This is a genomic window from Tropicimonas isoalkanivorans (assembly GCF_900112335.1).
Lineage (GTDB): Bacteria > Pseudomonadota > Alphaproteobacteria > Rhodobacterales > Rhodobacteraceae > Tropicimonas > Tropicimonas isoalkanivorans.
On record NZ_FOLG01000025.1, the window covers coordinates 1 to 17714 of the forward strand.

General features: G+C 63.9%; 16 protein-coding genes. 11 read left to right on the top strand and 5 right to left on the bottom strand.

Annotated features, from left to right (window positions below; all coding sequences use genetic code 11):
- The 3 genes from BM075_RS22745 to BM075_RS22755 form a co-directional block, all read left to right on the top strand.
- Positions 1–447 (top strand): adenosylhomocysteinase (locus tag BM075_RS22745; RefSeq protein ID WP_143089932.1); only part of this gene is annotated, 447 nt, incomplete at its 5' end.
- Positions 448–507: 60 nt separating this feature from the next.
- Positions 508–1437 (top strand): methyltransferase domain-containing protein, encoded by a 930-nt coding sequence (locus BM075_RS22750; protein WP_093362924.1) that lies wholly within the window; start codon positions 508–510, stop codon positions 1435–1437.
- Between the two features lie 63 nt (positions 1438–1500).
- Positions 1501–3366 carry an acyltransferase family protein gene (locus BM075_RS22755; protein ID WP_093362925.1) on the top strand — a complete coding sequence of 622 codons (1866 nt, stop codon included), beginning with the start codon at positions 1501–1503 and terminating at the stop codon, positions 3364–3366.
- A 58-nt stretch (positions 3367–3424) separates the two neighbouring features.
- Here the strand turns inward: BM075_RS22755 and BM075_RS22760 are convergent, their stop codons facing one another.
- From BM075_RS22760 to BM075_RS22775, 4 genes are all read right to left on the bottom strand, one after another.
- Entirely contained in the window at positions 3425–4378 is a 954-nt protein-coding gene (locus tag BM075_RS22760; RefSeq protein ID WP_093362926.1) for a glycosyltransferase family 2 protein, read from the bottom strand.
- Positions 4375–5313, bottom strand: a complete 939-nt coding sequence (locus BM075_RS22765) for a glycosyltransferase (protein WP_218152898.1) — start codon at positions 5311–5313, stop codon at positions 4375–4377. The genes BM075_RS22760 and BM075_RS22765 overlap by 4 nt, the downstream gene beginning before the upstream one ends.
- 136 nt (positions 5314–5449) lie before the next feature.
- Positions 5450–6715, bottom strand: coding sequence for a glycosyltransferase family 4 protein (locus BM075_RS22770; RefSeq protein WP_177208458.1), 1266 nt, complete (start codon positions 6713–6715; stop codon positions 5450–5452).
- A gap of 50 nt (positions 6716–6765) precedes the next feature.
- Positions 6766–7611: a WecB/TagA/CpsF family glycosyltransferase gene (locus BM075_RS22775; protein ID WP_245758956.1), complete on the bottom strand. Its 846-nt coding sequence runs from the start codon at positions 7609–7611 to the stop codon at positions 6766–6768.
- A 475-nt stretch (positions 7612–8086) separates the two neighbouring features.
- On the opposite strand from BM075_RS22775, the gene BM075_RS22780 reads away from it, so the two are divergent.
- Positions 8087–10522, top strand: coding sequence for a S8 family serine peptidase (locus BM075_RS22780; RefSeq protein ID WP_093362929.1), 2436 nt, complete (start codon positions 8087–8089; stop codon positions 10520–10522).
- A gap of 26 nt (positions 10523–10548) precedes the next feature.
- Here BM075_RS22780 and BM075_RS22785 read toward each other — a convergent pair whose 3' ends face one another.
- Complete coding sequence (locus BM075_RS22785; protein WP_093362930.1) at positions 10549–11739, bottom strand: cytochrome c3 family protein; 1191 nt, start codon at positions 11737–11739, stop codon at positions 10549–10551.
- 107 nt (positions 11740–11846) lie between these two features.
- Here BM075_RS22785 and BM075_RS22790 point away from each other — a divergent pair, with 107 nt between their 5' ends.
- Genes BM075_RS22790 through BM075_RS22820 form a run of 7 tightly spaced genes read left to right on the top strand, consistent with a single transcriptional unit; the run spans position 11847 to position 17606 of the window.
- Complete coding sequence (locus tag BM075_RS22790) at positions 11847–13124, top strand: Na(+)-translocating NADH-quinone reductase subunit A (RefSeq protein WP_245758957.1); 1278 nt, start codon at positions 11847–11849, stop codon at positions 13122–13124.
- Positions 13121–13897 carry an RnfABCDGE type electron transport complex subunit D gene (locus tag BM075_RS22795; RefSeq protein WP_093362932.1) on the top strand — a complete coding sequence of 259 codons (777 nt, stop codon included), beginning with the start codon at positions 13121–13123 and terminating at the stop codon, positions 13895–13897. Before BM075_RS22790 ends, BM075_RS22795 begins: the two co-directional genes overlap by 4 nt.
- Positions 13890–14690: an FMN-binding protein gene (locus BM075_RS22800; RefSeq protein ID WP_093362933.1), complete on the top strand. Its 801-nt coding sequence runs from the start codon at positions 13890–13892 to the stop codon at positions 14688–14690. The genes BM075_RS22795 and BM075_RS22800 overlap by 8 nt, the downstream gene beginning before the upstream one ends.
- 3 nt (positions 14691–14693) lie before the next feature.
- Complete coding sequence (locus tag BM075_RS22805; RefSeq protein WP_093362934.1) at positions 14694–15359, top strand: NADH:ubiquinone reductase (Na(+)-transporting) subunit D; 666 nt, start codon at positions 14694–14696, stop codon at positions 15357–15359.
- A complete protein-coding gene (nqrE, locus tag BM075_RS22810) occupies positions 15356–15967 on the top strand; it encodes an NADH:ubiquinone reductase (Na(+)-transporting) subunit E (RefSeq protein ID WP_093362935.1) in 612 nt (203 codons plus the stop codon). Before BM075_RS22805 ends, nqrE begins: the two co-directional genes overlap by 4 nt.
- Positions 15964–17190: an NADH:ubiquinone reductase (Na(+)-transporting) subunit F gene (nqrF, locus tag BM075_RS22815; protein ID WP_093362936.1), complete on the top strand. Its 1227-nt coding sequence runs from the start codon at positions 15964–15966 to the stop codon at positions 17188–17190. The genes nqrE and nqrF overlap by 4 nt, the downstream gene beginning before the upstream one ends.
- A 23-nt stretch (positions 17191–17213) precedes the next feature.
- Positions 17214–17606, top strand: coding sequence for a CBS domain-containing protein (locus BM075_RS22820; protein ID WP_093362937.1), 393 nt, complete (start codon positions 17214–17216; stop codon positions 17604–17606).
- Positions 17607–17714: the final 108 nt, after the last annotated feature.

The window sequence follows — 17714 nt, forward strand, 5'->3', positions numbered from 1 at the left end:
CGCCTGGAGCACATGCGGGCGATGAAGGACATGGCCATCGTCGGCAACATCGGCCACTTCGACAACGAGATCCAGGTGGCCGCGCTGAAGAACATGAAGTGGACCAACATCAAGGACCAGGTGGACATGATCGAGATGCCGAACGGCAACCGCCTGATCCTGCTCAGCGAGGGCCGTCTGCTGAACCTCGGCAACGCCACCGGCCACCCCAGCTTCGTGATGTCGGCGTCCTTTACCAACCAGGTGCTGGCGCAGATGGAGCTGTGGCGGAACGGCGGCGACTACCGCAACGAGGTCTACATCCTGCCCAAGCACCTCGACGAAAAAGTCGCCCGCCTCCACCTCGCCCGCATCGGCGTCCGACTCTCCGAACTCTCCCCCGAACAGGCCGACTACATCGGCGTCACCGTCGACGGTCCCTTCAAGCCGGACCACTACAGGTACTGACATCAATCCATGGAGATGCGTCGACTATGGCGCCTCGACAGCATATCCGGAGTAATTGAGATGAACGTAGCCATAAAACCACTCGCGAAGGGCATCGGCTCCATGGTGCTTCCGAGCTGGAGATCGACCCATCAGCAAGCCGGCAGCATTACTGCGCGGCACTGCTACAATCTCTATTTTCGCCATTTGGGCTATCTGCAGCCGTTCCTGACGTCCGGCCCCCCGCCCGTCATGTTCGAATTGGGCCCGGGGAGTTCGCTCGGTGTGGGGATTGCCGCGATCCTGACGGGGGTGGAGGAATACTTCGCACTCGATCTCCAGGTGCACCGGGACGTGACCCGCGATCAGACGATCCTTCAGCAGCTTGCGGAAATGCTGAAGACGAAGGCACCGTTCTCCACGCACGACGAGTGGGGCAATCACCTGTTCCCCCCGATCCCGCCCCTGCCCGTCTGGCCGAACATCGAGGGACATCTGACCCGAACCCTCGATCCCGACTTCATCGAGCGTATCCACGAGGACTTGGAGGATGAAACCCAAGGCAAGTTACGCTTCCTGGCGCCCTACGATCAGAAGATGGATACCATCAGAGAGGCGGCCGACTGGGTGATGTCGCAATCGGTGCTGGAACACGTCGATCGGTTGAACGAGACCTACAAGGCAATGGCGGCCTGGCTGAAGCCGGGAGGCCACATGACCCACCTGATCGACTTCTCATCCCACACCCTGACGAAGGCATGGAACGGCCATTGGGCCGTCGGGGACGCCACGTGGTCTCTGGTCCGCGGAAAACGCCCCTACCTGATCAACCGTGTTTCGCGGAGCGGGCACCTGGATCTGATGCGGAAATACGGCATGGAGATCGTGAAGGAGGTCAAATTCACCCGGAATGACGGCCTCGACCGTGAGCAGTTCCGCCCGGCGTTCCGGAACATGCCGGAAGAAGATGCAAGAACGGCGATGAGCTTCGTCATCGCTCGGAAAATGTGAGCGGAGCCGGAAGCGAACGATGTTGCAGAACGCGCGAATGAACAGTGAACCGCGGGGCCACGCATGAAATACAGGCCAGAGGTTGACGGCCTGCGCGCAGTCGCGGTGCTTCCCGTCATCTTGTTTCATGCCGGTTTTCAGGTTTTCAGCGGCGGCTTCGTCGGCGTTGACGTCTTTTTCGTCATCAGCGGCTATCTGATCACGAGCATCCTGATCGGTGAGCTCGAGGCGGGCAACTTCTCGATTGTGCGTTTCTATGAACGGAGGGCGCGGCGGATCCTGCCCGCGCTCTACACGGTGCTGCTGGTCTGTGTGCCGTTCGCGATCCTGCTGATGAATCCGTATCAGGTTCAGAAGTTCTTCGAGAGCGTCACATCCGTGATCTTCTTTGTCTCGAACGTCTTCTTCTGGAGACAGCACGGATATTTCGCCGAAGCGTCCGAACTGCAACCGCTTCTCCACACCTGGAGCCTGGCCGTCGAAGAGCAGTACTACCTGCTATTCCCCATCTTTCTCTGGATCGTCTGGCGCTTCGGACGAAGCCGCGTGTTCTGGTCACTCGCAGTGGTCTCGTTTCTCAGCTTCCTGATCTGCGAATGGGGATGGCGCAACAAGCCGGACGCGAATTTCTTCCTCGCCCCGTCACGTGCGTGGGAGCTTTTGGCCGGCTCGATCGCCGCGCTCATTCTGGCGGGGCGGCCGCAAAGATCGAGCAACCTCGCCAGTGGCCTCGGCTTGGCGCTCATTCTCTTTTCGATCTTCAACTTCAGCTACACGACGCCGTTCCCCAGCTTCTACACGCTCGCCCCGGTTGTCGGGACGGCGCTCATTATCCTCTTCGCGGATCGCCAGACCTGGGTATTCAGTATCCTCGCATCCCGACCGCTCGTCGGTGTTGGGATGATTTCCTACAGCGCCTACCTCTGGCATCAGCCCTTGTTCGCCTTCGCGCGGATTCACACGTCCATGGAGCCGAGCCGTATCCTCATGGCCACGTTGGCTCTGCTTTCACTCGTGCTTGCCTACCTCACCTGGCGGTGGGTCGAGCAACCGTTCCGCAAGAAGGGCCATGGCGCTCTGTTCCCCACCCGGCGCAGGGTGTTCCTTGCATCAGCCGCCGGTAGCGTCGTGTTCGTGGCGATCAGCATGGGCGCAATCCAATCGAAAGGGAACATCTTCAACAGGTTCGACCCGCGCGTTGTCGAGATGATGGACGTTACCGAGTTTCAGGATCTCACGTGGAAAGCCAAGCGGGACCTGAATATGGCGAATTTTCAAAGCCAGGATCGCACGAAGATCCTGGTGATCGGGGATAGCACCTCCGGCGATCTGTTGAACGGGCTCATCGCGACGCTGGGAGACACCTCCGAATTCTCCTCCGTCACCATTCAGGTAGGGTGCGGGAACCTCTACATCGAACGGGGCATCATCGACCTGCATCCGGACGCCTTCCGAGCGTGGCAATGCGGGTCCTCTGCGTCGTATTTCGACCAATCCGTCCAGTCTCTCATCAGCGAGGCAGATGTGGTCTTCGTCGCGTCGCTCTGGTTCGATTTTGAAGCCGAACTGATGGAGAAAAGCTGGGCGCGCCTGGTCGAAGAGTTCGGGGACAAGTTCGTTGCCGTCGGTGCCAAGAGTATCGACTTCGACGCCTCCGAAATCATGCGGGCAGAGTATGCCGAGCTGGATGGCATAGAGTTCGCCCCACAAGAACGGACAACCGAGGTGAACCTCCGGATATCCGAAGTCGTGGGCGACCGCTTCGTCGATCCGTTAGGGCCGCTGTGCGGCGAAACCGGCTGCCGCATCTACAAGGCGGGCGAGGGTTTGATTTTCTACGATGACGCCCACACGACCGCGTATGGCTCAAGGCTGCTGGGTGCCGAGGTCGCGAAAAACGAGCTTGCCCGGGCGCTGCTGACGAATTGACCTGACGGGGCCAGCCCATTGTAGCGGTTAGTCCGTCATAATGTTGTATCCGAGGGTGTCACGCGGTCCCTTCGCCGGTCTCAGCTCGGTCATTCCGCCTTCCCCCGCGACGGTAGCGCGCGGTGCGGAGCCAGTCATGGAATGAACCGGGAAGAACCGTCCGGGCGACGTTTCGAACCAGTTTCGACGCGCCGACGGCCCCGAGGCGGTAGGCCCGGACCTGCAGCGCCAGCGCGGCAGCGGGGCTTTCGCGCCATAGTTCCGGTGCAATCTCGGTGGCGTCGAATGCCACCGCTGCGCGCTCTGTCAAAAGATCCGCGGCAATTTCGCGGAACCTGCGTGCGGCTGCGAGGCTCTTCCGACGGCTCAGCCGGTCGGCGCGCCCGTCGTCCCGTAGGGTGACCAGCGGGCGCTCGATCTGTACCAACCGCTCGCCACGCTCGACAGCCGCGATAAAAAACAAGTGGTCCTCGTACTGTGTCAACTCCTCGTTGAAGCCAATCTCGCGGGCGAATGCACGTTGGAGAAACATCGAACTGGACTGCGCAAAGCCGTCACTCGCGTACAGGAACTCCCCCGGGCGTTCGCCCGGTTCCAGCGCCCGTTCGGGCCGGATGCGCCGGTAGTCATCCGAGAAAATCTCGGTTTGAGTCATGACCAGAACTCGGTCCTGAGCGCCTTCGGCAGTTGCCGCCGCGACCTGCACGTCGAGCTTTTCAGGATGCCAGCCGTCATCGGAGTCCAGAAACGCAACGAACCGTCCCCGCGCCTCCTCGATCCCTCGGTTCCGGGCAGAAGCCGCCCCGCCGTTCTCCTTCCGCACCAGTCGAACGCGGCCGTCGCTCTCGAAGGGGGCAAGGGCGGTCTCGACATCGTCGGTAGATCCGTCGTCGACGACAATGACCTCAATCGCTCGAAACGTCTGCGCAAGAGCGGTTTCGATCGCGCTCCCCACGAGGTGCGCCCGGTTGTAAAGCGGAATTATGACGCTGACGACCGGCGGCGGGGTCATCTCGAAGGCTCCGAGGCACTGCGCTCAATGCCCGTCGAGGGAAGCGTCAGGGCCGCGCGAAAGGCGTTCCTGGTCCGCCGCAGAAGGTTTGGCTCCCCCTGGAAGAGCATTCCCTTCCACGCAAGCGTTACGCGGTCTGTTAACCCGCACCCATTGAGCGTGGCCTCAAACACCCGGTAGGGGAAATGGTCCTTCAGTTGCAGGGAAGCGCCGATCCCGCGCGCCTCTAGAAACTGGTCCGTCGTCTCGACGGTCTTGCGCCAATGCGCCATGCACTTTCGCACGTGCGCGGCATCCTGATCGAGCCGGGTCCAGTTGTTGTTCCCGTGCACCCGGTAGAAGCCCAACGCCGACGGCAACGCGGACACGCGGCCGATGAATGGATAGATCCCGACGAGCCAGGCATCCGCGCTGATCCGAAACGTCTCGGGAATGTCGCCCACCGCGTCCCATGCGGACCGACGCAGGGCGATAGCCGACGTTAACGGGAACGGCCAGAACCCGGCCGACCGCCTGAGCATTGGCGACAGGTCCCCCGAGCAGAGCGTCGTCGGCAGCGGCTTCATGATGTAGGTGCCATCGGATTGCACAGGTTGTTGGCGATGGTAGACGAGCGCGGCACCGGGATCTGCGGCGAAGGCCTCGACCACGGCCGCCACCTTGTCTTCCGCCCACCAGTCGTCCGCATCGAGAAAGCACAGTATCTCGCCCCGGCTCGCCCGAACACCTGCATTGATCGCAGCCGCTTGACCGCCGTTCGGCTGGTATATTCTCCGGATCTTGCTGCCGTACCCGTCGATAACCTCGATCGAGCCATCGGTGGAGCCGTCGTCAACCACGATCACCTCCACATCCGGTGCGCTTTGCCGAAGCGCGCTGTCGATCGCCTCGCCGATCAGGGTGCCGTAGTTGAAGTTATTGATGATGACGCTCACGCGCGGCGCCGAGGCCCGCGCCGTTTTGAAAGGAGCTACCGACATCGTTGGCGGTGCCTTTTTTGCAGTCAGGTGATCAAGAACGGTCATGTTCAACGTCGCCCATCCCAGACGGCCCACACACTGTACATCAGTCCTACGCCTCCACCCCGGCAAGAAGCCCAAGGTCTCGGACGGGCTCTGGCCGGTAGAAGCATCGTACCATTTCGTCAATGCGTGCCGCATAGGAAAACTGCGCCGCACGGGCGAGCGCGCCGGCCCGCAGATCGGCCAGTCTCTGCGGATCGCTCACGATACGAGCCACCGCGTCGGCCAGATCGGCATGAATCTCGGCAACACTGCGGCCCCCTGTAGAGACAACCGCACCACAACTCGCGTCGACCGCGATCCCCGGCCCGCCCAGATCGAGGCAAACGACCGGCAAGCTGGCGGCCAAAGCCTCGCCGATCGCATGCGGCCCGGAATCGTGGAGGCTCGGGAAAAGAAAGACATCGTGCGAGGTGTAGAGCTTGAGCATTTCCTCATGCGGAACGCGCCCCAGGAAATGGGCCGCATCCTCCACGCCAAGCTGCCGCGCCTGATCGTGCAGGAACGCCTCGTCCGGCCCAGAACCGGCCAGTGTCAGCCGTGCGCCCGGCATACGCGTGCGAAGCTCCGCCAATGCGCCGAGCGCGAGTTGCGCGCCCTTCCAGTATTCGAGCCGCCCGGCGAACAGCAGCGCCGGCCCATCCGTCGACATTCCCTCGCGCGCCCCTGCCGGCTGGAGTTCGGGCGCGAAGATGTCAGCCACGACGAAGGTCTTGTCGCTCCATTTCCCGGGAACATGGTTGGCCGTGGCGGTGTCCGTGCACAGGATCACGTCCGCCTTCCGCAGACAGCTTCGCACCATGGGGTCCAACCGGCTGACGCGGTTGATGATGTCCCGCAGGCGTTCCTTCTTGCGACCGGCTTCGGGAAAACTCTCCCGAAGCAGCGGTGGCGTGACCTCACCGCCGCCGACCGGCCCGAATACGAACCGCGGGCCCAGCCCGCCAAGAAACGACGGCCATCGCAGCACGGTCCACGTCAGGTGGTGGATGACATCGAAGGACCGTTTCGCGAGCAGCTTCTTGACGGTGCGCCGTGCGGTAAACTGCCAGGCCAGGTAGTGCTGGCGGATGTGACGTGCGCCCTCGTACCCCGGTCCGGGCCATCCGGGCACGTCGTGCCAGACGAAGTCGAGGTTCGGCGGAACGTCGTGTGTTGCGCAATGGCGTTCGATCTTTTCGCGATGGTGTGACCCGCAGGTCAGGACCGTCACCTCGCAGCCACGCCGAGCCAGTGTTTCGGCGAACTCCCAGCCTTTGCCCGTTTCCGAACCGCCCCCCGGCTCGCAGGCGTAGGCCGAAAGCAGGACTTTCAAGCCTCCGCCCCCCGCTGCGGCGTAGCGCTCGAAACCTCCCGTGCCGGAGTTCAAGAGCCGACCTCGTAGCCGGGCTGTGGCCTCCGCCGCAATCCCATGCGCTCGGCCGCCAGCAGGAACAGGTAGGTCGGCACGATACGCAGGTACCGCTTCCAAAGACGGCGGGGCTCCGTCTTGAGCCGGAACGCCCACTCCAGCCCAGCCTGCTGGACCCAATCAGGGGCCTGCACGGTATTGCCCGCGTGAAAGTCGAAGGCCGCCCCGACGCCGACCAGGACCGGCGCCTCCAGCCGATCGCGCATCTGTGCCATCCAGCGTTCCTGCTTGGGGCAACTGATGCCGACCCAGACGATATCCGCCCGCGCTTCGTTCAGGCGGGCGGCCACGTCGGCCTCCTCCTCATTCGTGAGTGGCCGGAACGGCGGCGCGTAGCTGCCAACAATCTGTGCCTCTGGCGCGTGCTCCAGCAATCCGGCGCGCAGCTTCTCCAGAGTCTCGTCGGTCGCACCGTAGAGGTAATGGCGCAGCCCCCTGCTCTGACCCCGCACGACCATCTCCAGCATCAGATCGGGCCCATAGACACGGCCCGCCGTCTCATGACCGGATCGGCGCAGTTCCCAGACCAGCGGCATTCCATCCGGTGTCACGAGGAAAGCCCCGTTGAAAACCGCCCTAAGGTCAGCATCGCTCTGGCTTTCCACGATCCCGTGGGCGCCCGCGACGCAGACATATCCTCGACGACCTTCGTCCACTGCGGCCTGGATGCAAGTTGCCGCTGTGTCGAGATTGAGCGCAGAGACTTTCACGCCGAGGACGTTGATCGTATCGACATGCGGAACGCGCCCCTGACGGTCAGGACCCACCGCGCCATGATCCTCGGCTGAAATCATTGGCATATTCATCGCCGCACCCGGAAATTACCTCATCAATCAATGGAAGCAGACTAGAGACGCTGGATGCGACTTTCACCTTGTCAAAAGGTTTCCGTATGCGTCGGGCAATGGCGCGAAAGGGGAAGACAGACCATGCGAACCTACGCCGTTCGGTGAATGTGTCCGCGCAACATTTCCATCTGCGGCCCCGCCAGCCCCGGCCGTTATGAAGCGGAACCGCCGCGGCCGGCACCCGGACCGACGGATCCAATCCGAAATGAAAGCCCAACAATCGCCCGAATCCGGCTGTAATCGTTAACGGCGGGGGCAGAGAGGCGATTGATGTCACGACCTGTTCCGGCCCCGTTGAAGGCTGCTGCTCCTGCATGCCGCATAGCATCCCTCGCCCGTAAATTTCCGCAGTCGCGCAAGTCCTGCCCTGTCCATTCCGACCCGGCCGCACGGCTGCCCTGATTTCTTCTGAACACGAGGACCCGATATGGCCCTGCCGAACGATCCGCTCCGCTCCTTGCAATGGCACCTCGACCTGATTGGCGACATCGAAACCGTGTGGGCGGACTACACCGGTGCGTCTGTCACGGTCGGCGTCTACGACGACGGGTTCGAATACACCCACGATGATCTGAAGACGAACTACGACGCCACCCTCCACTTCAGGGATTCCACATCCAACACCTACGATCCGATGACCACGGAAAACGTTCACGGAACGGCGGTTGCCGGGCTCCTCGGCGCGGAGGCGGACAACGGCCTTGGCGGCGTGGGCGTTGCGTACGACGTCACCATGACCGGCATCAATTTCGTGGGCGACATCCAGTTCGAGGAGAGCGCCGACGCCCTCACATTGGAGGCCCTCGCCTGGGCTGCCAACTTCGACATCATGAACAACAGCTGGGGCGAAGGGGCGGGCTATGGCTACCTGCTGAAATTTCCCTTCGGACCCTCCTTCTATGGTGGCGAGGTCGATCCAGACGCCCCGGGGAGCCTTGCAGACCCCGCGAGCCGCGCCTCGCTGTGGGAAGGCGAATATGCCAAGATCTCCGCCGCGGGCCGAGACGGTCTCGGCACGGTCATCGTCCAGGCGGCAGGCAACGACGCCAGCAATGCCAATGGCTACGCATTGAACGCCTCCCGTTTCACGATCACAGTCGCCTCCACCGACTCCGAGGGCAACGCCGACCCGTTTTCGAATTGGGGCACGTCGATCCTGGTTGCTGCTCCCGCCGCCTCGGTCACCACGGATCTCATGGGCGCGAATGGGGCGAACACGAACCGGGACGACGGGAATTACTTCGACAGCTTTTCGGGCACTTCGGCCGCCACGCCAATCGTTTCGGGTGTGGTCGCGCTGATGCTGGAGGCCAACGAAACCCTCGGTTGGCGCGACGTTCAGAACATCCTCGCCCTCTCGGCCTCCCTGACCGGCTCGGCCTATGGCGGCGCGGCACAGGGCAGCGAGGTTTCGACCTGGGATTCCAATGGCGCGAGCATGTGGAACGGCGGCGGCGTCAGTTTCCACTTCAACTACGGCTTCGGCATGGTCGACGCGCTGGCGGCCGTTCGCATGGCGGAGGCGTGGTCCAAGTTTTATGCCTCGCCGCAGACGTCCGCGAACGAGCAGCATGTTTCGGTCGCCTATGCTGGCTCCGCAGTGGCCGTTCCGGACGACGCGCCGGCCGGCGAGACCGCGGGCACGGCGGCCGAGATCAGCCTCGAAGTGACCGACGACATCGCCATCGAGAGCATCGCCGTCACGATCAGCGCCACCCATGCCCGCGCCCTCGACACGGTCTTCACCCTGGTCGCGCCCGATGGCACGGAGATCCCGATCCTTGCCCGGGAGGGAGAGGAATACTACACGCTCGGCACCTTCGACAGCGGGGACGCGCTTATGAAGGATGGCTTCGAATGGACATTCGAGGTGACGGCTTTCCTGGGAATGTCGAGCGCTGGAGACTGGACACTCCGGGTAGAGGATTTCAATTCCGACGGCCTGACGGGGCAGGTCGAGGGTTTTGCGCTGGATATCTTCGGTGCCACGGCGGGTGTCGACGACGTCCACCATTTTACCGACGATTTCCTGGAACTCCGGACAGCCGAAAGCGGCCGGGGAACGATCAGCGACACCAATGGCGGCGTCGACTGGATGAACCTCGTGGCCGTTTCCGATGACGTCGTGCTCGACCTTGCGTCCCGCAGCCTATCGGTCGGTGGCGCCCTCTGGGCAACCATAGCCACGGGCAGTGAGATCGAGAATGCCGCTGCCGGTGACGGTAACGATGCCCTCGCCGGCAACGGCCTCGACAACGCGTTCGACGGCGGCCGCGGCAATGACACTCTGCTGGGCCGAGATGGAAACGACCGCTTGTGGGGTCAGGGGGGCGACGACCGGCTGGACGGCGGCAGGGGGCTCGATCGGTCCTGGGGTGGCGGCGGCAACGACAAGCTCTTCGGCCGTGGCGGCAAGGACCTGTTGGTAGGCGGCGATGGAAGCGACCTGCTCAAGGGGGCCAACGCTGCCGATACGCTCAAGGGCGGAGGCGGCGCGGACACGCTCGTCGGGGGAAAAGGATCCGATGGCATGACCGGCGGAAAAGGGGCGGACCGCTTCGTATTCACGTCTGTCAAGGACTCGCCAGCCACCGCCCAACGGGACATAATCACGGACTTCCGGAGCGGCGCGGACACCATCGTGCTCTCCGCCATCGACGCCAATGCGAACCGCCCGGGCGATCAGGCATTCCGTTTTATCGGGGATGACCCTTTCTCCGGTGCGCCGCGAGAGCTGCGCGTCGTGCAAAAGTCCGATGGCGTCCGGGTGATGGCAGACACGGACGGCGACGGGTCCGCGGACTTTTCACTCCAGCTTGCCGGGATGACGGCGCTGCCGCCTGCGGAGGACTTTGTTTTATAAGTCTCCGACCGCCCTGTTCGACCCGCTCACCGGAACAGGCCCAGCGCCTCCATGTCCACGTCCAATGGGCCGGCCAGATCCTCAATCGAGTCGTAGATCAATTCCAGCGCGTACGGCGGGTTGTGGGCGTAAGCGCCGGGATCGGCCGTTACCGCCTTCCAGTTGAACGCGGCCTTCAGGAGCCGCGGGGTCCAGGCGCCGTAGTTGACCCGGCGCCCTTCGGCCTCATCCGCCACCCCGTCGCCATTCGCGTCGGCAAAGAAGTAGGGATAACGGTCCCCATCGTACACCATCGGCGTGGCCGCGACCTGGGCCGCATAGGCGAGGATCATCGTCATCAACTGGTCGCTGTTGGCGGCAAGGTCGTCATGGATGCCCTTGTTCGTGTCGCCGCTGCCATCGTAGCTGACGCGGGCGATGCGGATATCCTCGGGCGTTCCGTCGAAATGGCAGGTCAGGCAGGTCGCCTCGGACAGATCAAGGCTGTGCGGATCGTGGCAGGAGTTGCAGGTTGCCACTGGCTTCGCATGCAAGAACCGGCCGGAATAGGTCTTGCCCGGATACTGGAACCCCACACCGCCGTAACCGCCAAGGGTCATGGATCCGGCCAGGTAGTAGTGCGGGTTCATAAACCGCAGCTCCGTGTTGACCTCGTCGTCGGCCATCTCGGCGGTCTTGGTGGCGACGTCACTGCCGGCGAGGCGGCCTTGATGACAGGTCATGCAGGCGACCTCGACCCCCGTGACCGGGTGGACGATGCCTGACGGCAGCGTGACCTCGGTGATGCTGCCAAGATCCGCGCTGTGGCAGGTCTCGCAATCGACGACGCCCCCGATGGGCACCGGCTCCTTGGGGATGCCCTTTTCACCACCGTCGAGGCCATGAAATGCGCGGAAGCCAATGCCCGAATGGCAAACGGAGCATTCCGGGTCGATTGCGCCGTCCTCATCCCAATGGCGAAAGGCCTCCGCCGTGTAATCCGAATGCCCGCTGCGCGCCCAGGCCGCGATGACGCGCGCATTCGGGACGGCGATGGTCTGCGGCGCGAAGGGCCCGCTGCGCGGCATGATAAATATGGGCTGCCCGTTTTCCGGATCGCCGATGGCCGGCCCGGATCCAGCGGACTGGGCGAGGCCTGCCCCTGTACTCGCACTCGTCGCAAGAATTGCGGCCATGGCGAGCGTGATGAGAGACGGGAGTGCGGGGCGCCGGATCATTGTGACGATCCTTGAAGTCTAGGGATAACCGGATCAGGTTTATGTTATCATTTTGGGCGATTTTCAGCAATTATAGATGTCCATGAAGGACCATGGGAGAAACCTTCTTGCTGACTCAGGTATTCTCCGGCGGCCTGACCGTCCCGGTTCCCACCGCGGCGCCCGAACGGAACGGCGTGGATGTGATGATTACGGAAGAGGCCGCGATCACGGCCCTGCCCGAGGACGACTTTCGCGTCGAACCCCTCGTCGACCAAGGCGACAGTGTGGAACAGGGGGCGCCCGTTCTGCGATCACGCAGGCACCACGTGTTGTTGGTCACCGCACCGATGCCCGGACGCGTGGCCTCCATCGAGTTGGGGCCGGGCCACCGTCTATCCTCCATCCGCTTTTTCCTGGAGCCCGAGGCGGGGCGACGCGAGGTCGACACGCACCTGGCAAACCGGGGCGACGATCCCGGCGCACTGCGCGACCTGCTGCTCGGCACGGGCCTCTGGCGGTTCTTCCGCGCCCGCCCTTTCGGGCAGGTCCCATTGCCAACGGAACATCCCTCGGCGATCTTCGTCATGGCGGTGGATACCCGCCCGCGCGCGCCCTCGCCCCGCGAGGCGATCTCCGGACGGGCGGAGGCATTCGAGCGTGGATTGCACGCGCTGCTCCGAATGACCGAAGGGCCAGTGTTCCTATGCCAGGACGGCGGGAGGCCGGTGCTGGAAGGCGTTGTGCCCGACAGGCTGCGGCCCGTCTCGGTCGCAGCCACGCATCCCTGGGGGCTGGCCGGATTACAGATCCACCGCCTCTGTCCGGCGGAGGTCGGCACGCCGGTCTGGGACATCCATGCGGAGGATGTCGCGGCAATCGGCTCGCTGCTTGAAACCGGCCGGGTCCCGGAAACTCGTCTGGTTTCGATAGCGGGGCCGGCGCTGCGGCAGGCACGCGAGGTGCGGTGCCAGCCGGGGGCGGACCTGCGAGAGCTCTGCCACGGAATCGTCGCGCCCGGCCCGCACACGATCGTTTCGGGCTCCGCCCTTGATGGGCGGGAGGCGCACTGGTTGCGGCACCGTGACCGACAGGTGACCGTTCTGGGCGGCAAGCCAAAGCGCCGGGCGCCCCACTGGTTCCTATCGGCTCTCGAGACCGCGTCGCGGCCCAAGCCCCTCATCCCCACCGCGGCCCTAGATCAAGCGCTCGGCGGCGATCTTCCCGCCGCGCCGTTTCTGCGGGCGCTCACGTCTGGCGATACCGAAACGTTCCGGCGTCTCGGCGGGCTGTCCTTCGTCGAGGAGGATCTCGCACTGGCCGACTACATCACCGGCGCCGCCCCCAGCCTTCGCGCCTGCCTGTCCGCCCTGCTGCATCGGATCGCGGTGGAGGAGGCGGCATGATCCGCGGGCTGTGGGACAGGGAGACCGTGGCGATTCTGTTCCTCGTGGCGCTCCTACCGTTGGCTGCGACATGGCTGTCCCACGCGGGCTGGGCGGGCGCGATACGGCTGCTGTTTTTCCTGTTGGTTGCCGGGATCTGGCACCTCGTCTTCATGTTGGCCCGCGCGCAGCCCCCGTCCTTCGCCGGGGCCATAACCGCGCTCGCTCTGGCCATGCTGGTGCCTGGAGACCTCGGGGTGGTTCCGACCCTGCTTGGCACCAGCTTCGGCGTGGTCATCGCGGAACTCGCCTTCGGTGGCTGGGGGCGCAACGTGCTCAACCCTGCGACCGTCACGCTCGCCTTTCTCGGCTTCGGCTTTCCGGCCGCGCCATGGCCGGACATGATCGTGCCGGTGGGATGGGCCGCTGTTCCGGTCGCAGTGATCGGCGTGTTTATCGGGATCCTGTCGCTCCGGATCCTCACCGGGGCCGGTCTAACGTTTGGCATAGGCATGGCGCTTGGACTGGATCTGGCGGACGTGTGGACCGCCGTTGCCGTGGGTCTGGTTCTGCTCGTCTGTGACCCGGTCGCCAGCGCATCGACCCAATTGGGGCGATGGCTGAACGGCGCACTCTTCGGCGCGCTGGTCGCCCTGTTCGTTGCTCACTGGACTGAGGCGGCGCCGGTTCAGATCGTGGTGTCGGCGGCGCTGATCGCCTCTCTGGCGGCGCCACTTCTGGACGAGGCCGCCATCGCCCTCTGGCTCGCACGGAGGAGACGGCGCCTTGGCTGACCTGTCCCCGATCTCTCTCTGGAAGCGGTTTTTGGCGCAACCGATTGACAGCCGGGGCAAGACCATTGCCGCCGCCCTGATCGTCTCTGCGACCTGCGCGCTGCTGGTGACGAGTGCGACAGTGATCCTTCGCCCCATCCAGCAGGCCAACCGGGCCGCAGAGCAGCAAGTGCGCCTGGAAGCGCTGATCTCAGCCATTCCCGGGATGCGGGAGGTGATGGGACGCGCGGGCGGCGGGGCGCTTTCCACTGTCGTGGTCGATCTGGAGGCCGCGCGCGCCGCCCCGGACGTCACGCCGGAGACCCTTCCCGCGGCTTTGGATGCGCCGGAAAATTGGACACCGCTATCCCCCGAGCAGGACATGGCGATGATCGGCAGCCGGCCGAACCTGATGCAGGTGTTCTTCCTGCGAGACGGGGAGGATATCTCCCTCGCGATTCTTCCGATTTACGGAAGCGGGTACAACGGCCCGATCGAAGCCATGATCGCGCTTCAGGGCGACATGAACACCATCGCCGGCCTGACGGTCACGGCGCAGGAGGAGACGCCGGGGCTTGGGGCGCGGATCGAGGAACCTGCGTGGCAAGCGAGTTTTGCCGGCAAGCGCATTGCGGACGACGCCGGGGCGGTCCGTTTTACCGTCGCGCGGGGCCGCGCCAGTGGCGCCTTTGAGGTGGACGGAATCACGGGCGCCACCCGCACGAGCAACGCCATGACCCGCATCGTGCGGTTCTGGGTGGGGCCGGATGGCTACGGCCCGCTTCTCGCCGCCATCCGTAAGGGGGAGTTCTGAGCCATGGCCGCCGGCGGAAAATACTGGGTGACCCTGACCGAACCGCTCATCCGGAAAAATCCCGTCACGCTCCAGATCCTCGGTCTGTGCTCTGCGCTTGCCGTCACCACCGCCGTCGATACCGCATTGACCATGTCTGTCTCGCTCACGGTCGTTCTGGTGCTCTCTGCCGGGATCGTCAGCGCAATTCGCCGGATGATCCCGGACACTATTCGTCTGATCGTGCAGATCATGATCGTGGCCTCTCTCGTCATTGTCATCGACCAGGTTTTGCAGGCCTATTTCTACGATATCAGCCGCCGCCTTTCCGTTTTCGTGAGCCTGATCACCACCAATTGCCTCGTGCTGGGGCGGACCGAGTCCTTTGCCCGTAACAACCGGCCCCTACCCTCGATGATCGACGCTCTGGGCAACGGGCTGGGCTACTCGTTGATCCTGATCGTCATCGGGGCGGTCCGCGAACTCTTCGGGACCGGCAAGCTTATGGGGGCGCAGGTCCTGCAAACCGTCGACCATGGTGGATGGTTCACGCCGTTCAGCCTGATGCTGCTCGCTCCGAGCGCATTCTTCCTGCTCGGCGGACTGGTTTGGGCAATCCGCTCAATCCGTCCGGACCAGGCCGAGGCACAGGAGTTCGTGCCCCCCCATGCGGAGGAGGTGCGCCGGTGAGCGACGTCTTCAACCTCTTTTTGCGCGCGATGTTTGTCGAGAACATGCCGGTGACGCTCTTTTTGGGCCTCTGCACCTTCCTCGCGCTCTCCAGACGCCCGGAAACCGCTGTCGGCCTTGGCATCGCGGTGATTGGCGCGATGGGTTTCACGGTACCGCTCAACCAGCTCATCTACAGCGCCGTCCTCGCCCCCGGCGCGCTGGCCTGGGCTGGATTTCCGGAGATCGACCTCTCCTACCTCTCGCTCATCGCCTTCATCGGTGTCATCGCGGCGGCTGTTCAATTGACGGAAATGGTCATCGACCGCTACTTCCCCCGCACATACGCAGCCTTCGGGGTCTTTTTGCCGTTGCTCACCGTCAATTGCGCGATCCTTGCCGGAAGCCTCTTCGTGGTGGAACGGAAGTATGGCTTCGTGGAATCCGTCGCCTTCGGTTTCGGCAGCGGCGCGGGGTTCGCGCTGGCGGTGGTGACGCTCTCGGCGATCCGGAGCCGTCTTGCCTATGCCGATCTGCCGGACGGACTGCGCGGGCTTGGCATTGCCTTCTTCCTCGCCGGGATGATGTCCCTCGGGTTTTCCTCCTTCGCGCAGATGGCGGCTCAATGACGGAGATCGCGGTCGGCAGTGTCGTTTTGATCCTCCTTGTTCTGTTGTTGACGGTGGGGCTTCTGGCGGCGCACCGGCGCCTCGTGCCGCAAGGAGGCGTGGCGGTGACGGTCAACGAAACCAGCGTCCTGGGCGCACGGCCCGGCGACCGGCTGCTGAGCGTGCTGCACGGGGCGGGCATCGGTATTCCGGCGGGCTGCGGCGGCAACGGCACCTGCGGGCTCTGCCGCGTCACGGTGACCGGAGAGGGGGCCGGAGAGCCGCAGGCAACCGAACGTGGGGTCCTGTCGGCTGCGGAACGGCGTCAGCAGGTTCGGCTCGCCTGCCAGGTCACGGTGCGGGGCCCTGTCTCGGTGACTGTCCCCAGCGACGCGCTCGACGCAGAGCGGCTCGTCTGTCCCGTCGTCTCAAACAGGATGCTGGCGCCGCTTATACGTGAATTGGTGGTGGCCCTGCCGAAGGATCACGACTTCCGGTTCCGCGCCGGAGCGTTCATGCAACTCACCGCGCCGCCCTACGAACTCGACTTCACGGACATCGAGGTGCCGGATAGCTTTTCCGAAGCCTGGAAAATCGCGGGATGGGATACGTTGAGCGCGAGGTCAACGCGGCCGGTGACGCGGGCCTATTCGATCGCCTGCCGCCCGGAGGACGTCGCCGCCGGACGGCTCATATTCAACATTCGCCTCGCGGTGCCACCGGCGGGTCGTGAGGGGGAGGTTCCACCGGGGGCGGTGTCGTCCTATCTGTTCTCGCTGCAACCCGGCGACAGCATCGGCGTCGCGGGACCCTATGGCGACTTCCACGTTCAACCAACCCACCGCGAGATGATCTTCATCGGAGGCGGCGTCGGCATGGCGCCTTTGCGCGCCATGATCCACGAGCAGATCGGGCAAGGGACGCAGAGGAAGATGTCCTACTTCTACGGCGCACGCACACGTGCCGACCTGTTCTACACCGAGGAATTCGAAGCTCTCGCCCGCCGAGACGGGACCTTCCACTGGACGCCCGCCCTTTCCGATCCCGCGCCGGGGGACCGCTGGACCGGAAAGACGGGCTTCATTCACCAGATCGTCGCCGACAGGATGCGGGACCATCCGGCACCCGAGGACTGCGAATACTATCTCTGTGGCCCGCCCGTCATGATCTCTGCCGTGCTGACGATGCTGGAACGGCTCGGCGTCGAGCGCGAAACGATCTTCAACGACGATTTCGGTGCGTGAAACGAGGAACAAGGGAGACAGCCATGGCTGACGATCGTATCGATACTGTCATGCTAACCGAGTTCCCGGTTCTTCGGCTCGACACGCCAACGCGGGAGGCTGTCGGGATCTTCACCGAAAGCGGCTGGTCGGCGATCCCGGTCGTGGACGCGGCCGGTAGCCTGATCGGCATCATGTCCCAAAAGGACTGCTTCCGGTCCGCCCTGAACGCGAGCTACTACCAGCAATGGAGCGGTACCGTCGCCGAGCACTACACTGCCGACGTGAAAAGCCTTGATGCTGAGATGGACGTCGTCTCCGCCGCTGAAGCCTTCATGGCACTTCCCTACCGCGCCTTCCCGGTCCTGCGTCATGGCCAGTTGGTCGGCATGATAAACCGGCAAGACCTGCTCCGGGTTTTTCTGCGCTTCGGGTAGCGTCCGCCCCCACGCGACTGGCAGCTTCCCACGATCTGGAAAGTCGTATAACGGCCAAGCGACCAACCGCCCGCCTGCAGAATGCCGCCGCGTTGGTCTATCAATCAC

Coding starts and splice junctions, on each gene's coding strand:
- BM075_RS22755 (WP_093362925.1), top strand. CDS start 1,501: ATGAAATACAGGCCAGAGGTTGACGGCCTGCGCGCAGTCGCGGTGCTT.
- BM075_RS22805 (WP_093362934.1), top strand. CDS start 14,694: ATGGCCGCCGGCGGAAAATACTGGGTGACCCTGACCGAACCGCTCATC.
- BM075_RS22760 (WP_093362926.1), bottom strand. CDS start 4,378: ATGACCCCGCCGCCGGTCGTCAGCGTCATAATTCCGCTTTACAACCGG.
- BM075_RS22785 (WP_093362930.1), bottom strand. CDS start 11,739: ATGATCCGGCGCCCCGCACTCCCGTCTCTCATCACGCTCGCCATGGCC.
- BM075_RS22820 (WP_093362937.1), top strand. CDS start 17,214: ATGGCTGACGATCGTATCGATACTGTCATGCTAACCGAGTTCCCGGTT.
- BM075_RS22775 (WP_245758956.1), bottom strand. CDS start 7,611: ATGCCAATGATTTCAGCCGAGGATCATGGCGCGGTGGGTCCTGACCGT.
- BM075_RS22750 (WP_093362924.1), top strand. CDS start 508: ATGAACGTAGCCATAAAACCACTCGCGAAGGGCATCGGCTCCATGGTG.
- nqrF (WP_093362936.1), top strand. CDS start 15,964: ATGACGGAGATCGCGGTCGGCAGTGTCGTTTTGATCCTCCTTGTTCTG.
- BM075_RS22795 (WP_093362932.1), top strand. CDS start 13,121: ATGATCCGCGGGCTGTGGGACAGGGAGACCGTGGCGATTCTGTTCCTC.
- BM075_RS22780 (WP_093362929.1), top strand. CDS start 8,087: ATGGCCCTGCCGAACGATCCGCTCCGCTCCTTGCAATGGCACCTCGAC.